The organism is Paracraurococcus ruber (assembly GCF_004353985.1).
GTDB lineage: Bacteria > Pseudomonadota > Alphaproteobacteria > Acetobacterales > Acetobacteraceae > Paracraurococcus > Paracraurococcus ruber.
This window is the reverse complement of sequence record NZ_SMOA01000379.1, coordinates 1-4185: the sequence shown is the minus strand read 5'-3', so window position 1 is coordinate 4185 and position 4185 is coordinate 1. Positions and strand designations below refer to the sequence as shown.

Sequence of the window (4185 nt, the reverse complement as noted above, 5' to 3'; positions counted from 1 at the left end):
AGAAGCTGTTCCAGGCGGTTCCGGTGGTGGTGTGGCCGCCGAAGTCGAGGAAGATCTTGTAGGGCGAGCTGGCCTGGCTGTGCAGCTTGAAGGTGTCGCCATAGCTGACCAGGCCGCCCACCGGCGTGTCGGTCAGCGACACCGTCGCCTCGATCATCCCGGCCGTCGCGGAAGGCTCCGTCGGCAGCGTGGTGGCGGAAGCGGGCAGGCTGCTCGTATCGATCAGGGCTGGCATGCCGCAGGCGCCGCAGCCACAGCCCAGCAGATGCGATGCGACGGGCTGGTAGGCCGTGACGCCGGTGGCCTGGAAGGCGCTGCCCGCATCGTCCTGCCCTTTGCCGGCCAAGCCGGCAAGGTTGATCCTGTTCAGCTGTGCCGCCATTGCTGTTCCCCAGGCATGGATGAATTTATCGGCCGTAAACTCTTTGTGATGCCGTCATAGTCATCAAAGAATCGCGGTCAAGTGATTTTCCGGGCGCTGTCGACCGATGGGCCGTAACAGACGAATGGCTCCGTTGAGCGGTCATGGACGAAGTTCTGCCTATGGACGCCTGTATTCCTAACCACCGCACTACGCTGGCGATTCGATTTATTATTGATATAATTGCATCTATGAATTATTGGTTTGTCGTTGCGCCATCGCGGAGCCGGTAGACCAGCAGCCCGGCCCATTCCCGCAAAGCCAGCCAGCTCTGGGCCAAGTGGTCCGGCCGTGGCACCCAGTCAGATCCCGTGCCGCCCGGCCGCCGGCCGGCCCGCACCGGCGCCGCCCCGGCCGGCAACCCAGCCCGCTCAAAGGCCGCCAGCGCCCGCGGCAGATGCCAGCCATGGCTGACCACGAGCGCCGCGCCGATCCCCTCCCCCCGCAGCAGCGCGGCGGTGAACAGCGCATTCTCACGCGTGTCGCGTGCCCGCGGTTCCACCCAGCGCACCGGGGTGCCGAAATCGGTGGCCAGGCTCGTTGCCATCAGGCTGGCGATCGGCGGCGCCCCGGGCGAGAGCGGCCCGCCCGTCACCAGCAACGGCAGGCCGGTGCGGCGGTGCAGCGCCGCCGCGCTGCGCAGCCGCTCGAGCGTCAGCGGACCCACCTCCGGCCCGGCCATGCCATGCGCCATCTCCCCGCCCAGCACGACGATCGCCCCCGGTGACGCGGACGGTGGCCCGGCCGTCACCTGGGCCTCCAGCGCCACCGTCAGATGGCCGGCGGCAAAGGGCGTGGCCAGCAGCAGCAGCCCGAGCGCGGCCAAGGCGGCCAACGCCCCCGCCTTGCGCCGACCGCGCCAAGCCAGCAGCCCGGCACCGAGGCCGATCAGCGCCAGCAGCAGCGGCGGCAGGAGAAGATTGGTCATGAGCCCTTGCAGCGACATGCCTTCCCCCGCTCCGCCGCCCGTCCGGGATGGGCGGCCGAAGGCTCATCCCGGTCAGCCTGAAGGCCGACCGCCTTGGCCATGTCGCTTTGCGCGCTGCCGATGCCCCGCCCTTGCGCCGGCCCGCGCGCGATCAGCCCAGATCATTGCAGGATCCCGGCCTATCGTCCTCCAGCCCGGTCGCCCGCCCTGCCCGAGGAATGAAGGGCATGGCCATCGAGAGGGCGCATCGTCTGCCCACCCGGGGCAAGGCCCAGGGCGCCTGGACCCGCCCTGCGGGCCAGGCCTTGCAGTGGGCCGGCATGCCGACCCGCCGCCGATAGCCCGCGGGTCCCGGGCCGAAAGCCCGGCGTCAGCTGCCCAGCCGTTCCAGCGTGCAGAATTTCCCCGCCGCAGGCTCCGGCATGTGGCGCACCCAGCGGCCGCCCCGGGCCGCCACGAACTCGTCCACCGCCAGCTGCGCGCCTTCGGAGAAGAAGCCGTAGTCATCCACCACAACATGCCCACCCGGCGGCATGGTGCGGTCGAGGAATTCCAGTGCCAGCCGGATCGGTTCGTAGAAGTCGAAGTCCACATAGGCGAAGGCGACCTGCGCCGGCACATCCGGGGTGGCGAGCGTCTGGTCGATCCAGCCCTTGACGATGCGGGTGCGCTCCGCCGGGAAAGGCACCAGGGCCAGCTTGTCCCGCACTTGGTCCTCATGCGCCCGCATGTCGCCCTGGTAGGCATCCATGCTGCCATAGCCGGCGATGTCGTCGATCAGCCGGTCCTTCTCGGTCGGCGCTGGCAGGCCTTCGAAGCTGTCGAACAGCCAGAGCCGGCGCGCCGCCTCCGGCAGGATCTCGTGCGCCAGTAGGCGGGAGGTCGCGCCCTCGTTGCAGCCGAACTCGCAGACATCGCCCGGTACCGCTAGGGAACGATGCAGGTAGTGCACGATATGCACCCCCTCCCCCACCGTCGTGCCGTGCAGGTTGTGCAGGATCTCTGCCCGCTTCGGATCCCGTGGCAGGTCGGGGAAGACGAAGCGGCGATAGAGCTCCTCGATCTCCACCACGTCCTGCTTGTGCACGTTGCGCAGGGTGCGCATGTCGCGCAGCGCCCGCCATTCCTGCATGGAAAGGGATACGATGCCGCCCGCCTCAAGGGCCTTACGAGCGACCTTCCGAAGCGGCTTCGCCAGCGACAACGACATGAGAGCCTCATAACGAACGGTTAAGGAGGTTGCTACAACACGCCCTTGCGGTTCACAACCTGATCTGGAAGAAGCCGCCGGCCTATCGCCTCAGGAGCGAGCCCGCGTGAAGATTGTCATCGTCGGACCCTTCTTCTGGCCCCAGCTGGAGGGGGTGGAGAAGGTGATGCTGAACCACGCCCGCCACCTGGCCCGGCGGGGGCACGAGGTGCATGTGGTCAGCAGCCGGCTGCGCTTCCCGCACGGGGAATTCCCCGACATCCCGGCCACCGAAACGATGGAAGGCTTCACCATCCATCGGCTGGAAGTGCTGGTCCGCTCTCCCGGCTGGCGCTTCTTCTACCTGAACAATGGTGGGCTGGTGATCCGCGGCCTGGGCGCGGCGCTGCGCCGCATCGGGCCGGATGTGCTGCACGCCCACCAGATCGCCGCCCCAGCCTGGGCACAGGCCGCCGCCTGGCATGCCTGGCGGCACGGCAAGAAGTTCTTCTACTCGCCTCATTTCCATCCGGATGCGGTGGCAGGCCGGGTCTTCTACAATTCGCTGTTGCACGGGCTGAACCGGATGCCGGTGGCGACCGCCCGACGGATCTTCCACCTGACCCGCGTGGACTATGACCTGTTCCTGCAGGAATACCCGCGGGCCCGGCAGGACCGGTTCGCGGTGCTGCCAAACGGCGTGGACCCGGCGGGCCCGCATGCGCGGCCACCGTCCGAACCTGGCGCCGCCCGCTTTCTCTCTGTCGGGCGGGTGGACGATCACCGCAAGGGTTTCGACCTGCTGCGCGCCGCCTTCGCCGCGGTGCGCCGGCCAGGCTGGGTGCTGACCGTCATCGGCCGGATCTCGGAGGCGACCACCGCATCCCTGCAGGCGGAATTCGGCACGGCCGTGCGGGTGCTGGGCATGGTCGAGGAAGCGGTGCTGGAAGCGGAATATGCCGCAGCCGATGTCTTCGTCATGCCGTCCCGCTACGAGGGTTTCGGGATGCCCTATATCGAGGCGATGCGCTACGGCACGCCGGTGATCGGCACCCGCGTCGGCGGGGTGCCGGAGGTGGTGCCGGAAGGCACCGGCCTGCTGGTGCCGGTGGACGATGTGCCCGCCCTGGCCGAGGCGATGCGCCGCCTGGGCGAGGATCCGGCGCTGCGCGCCAGGATGGGCGAGGCCGGCCGCGCCTGGGCCGGCCATTTCCTCTGGAGCGAGATCGTCGCCGGGCTGGAAGCCGCCTACCTGGCGGCCTGATGCCAACAACCGTCATCGCGCATGACCGTTGGCATTGGCCTGGTGCCATCAAGAGCCGGGCGGCCCCAAGGGACCTTGGCCCAGGGCCTTGGCGCGCCGCATTGCGACTTCCCGCCGACGTCACGCAGCGACGCCCGTGAAGACTGCGGCGGCGGGCGCCGTCGGCACCTTGGTCGGCTGCACCGGCCGAAGGTCATCCTGTACGACCGTTGGCATGACCTAGCGCAACGGGGTGCCGAGGGCGGCCATAACTGCCGGCCGCCCTTAGTGTCCATCCGGGAACATGGTGAGTCATCTGAATCGGTTGTGACTGGCGGGTTGCGGCGGGTGGTGCGCGATTTGGCGGGATGTGGACGCCGGAGAACCGCGGTCGGTATGACCGC

4 protein-coding genes are annotated in these 4185 nt (G+C 68.7%); 1 reads left to right on the top strand and 3 read right to left on the bottom strand.

The window, feature by feature from the left end:
• From E2C05_RS29375 to E2C05_RS29365, 3 genes are all read right to left on the bottom strand, one after another.
• The coding region (locus tag E2C05_RS29375) for a hypothetical protein (RefSeq protein ID WP_205083173.1) at window positions 1–346 on the bottom strand (346 nt) is incomplete at its 3' end.
• 271 nt (window positions 347–617) lie between these two features.
• Window positions 618–1367: a YdcF family protein gene (locus tag E2C05_RS29370; protein ID WP_133223167.1), complete on the bottom strand. Its 750-nt coding sequence runs from the start codon at window positions 1365–1367 to the stop codon at window positions 618–620.
• A 352-nt stretch (window positions 1368–1719) separates the two neighbouring features.
• Window positions 1720–2481, bottom strand: coding sequence for a TylF/MycF/NovP-related O-methyltransferase (locus E2C05_RS29365; RefSeq protein ID WP_158292457.1), 762 nt, complete (start codon window positions 2479–2481; stop codon window positions 1720–1722).
• Window positions 2482–2665: 184 nt separating this feature from the next.
• Between E2C05_RS29365 and E2C05_RS29360 the strand changes: the two genes are divergently transcribed.
• On the top strand, window positions 2666–3802 hold the full coding sequence (locus tag E2C05_RS29360; RefSeq protein ID WP_133223165.1) for a glycosyltransferase family 4 protein: 1137 nt from the start codon (window positions 2666–2668) through the stop codon (window positions 3800–3802).
• Window positions 3803–4185 lie beyond the last annotated feature (383 nt).

Bases quoted from the DNA above. Each gene is read 5' to 3' on its own strand.
- E2C05_RS29365 (WP_158292457.1), bottom strand. From the start codon at position 2,481: ATGCAGGAATGGCGGGCGCTGCGCGACATGCGCACCCTGCGCAACGTG.
- E2C05_RS29370 (WP_133223167.1), bottom strand. From the start codon at position 1,367: ATGTCGCTGCAAGGGCTCATGACCAATCTTCTCCTGCCGCCGCTGCTG.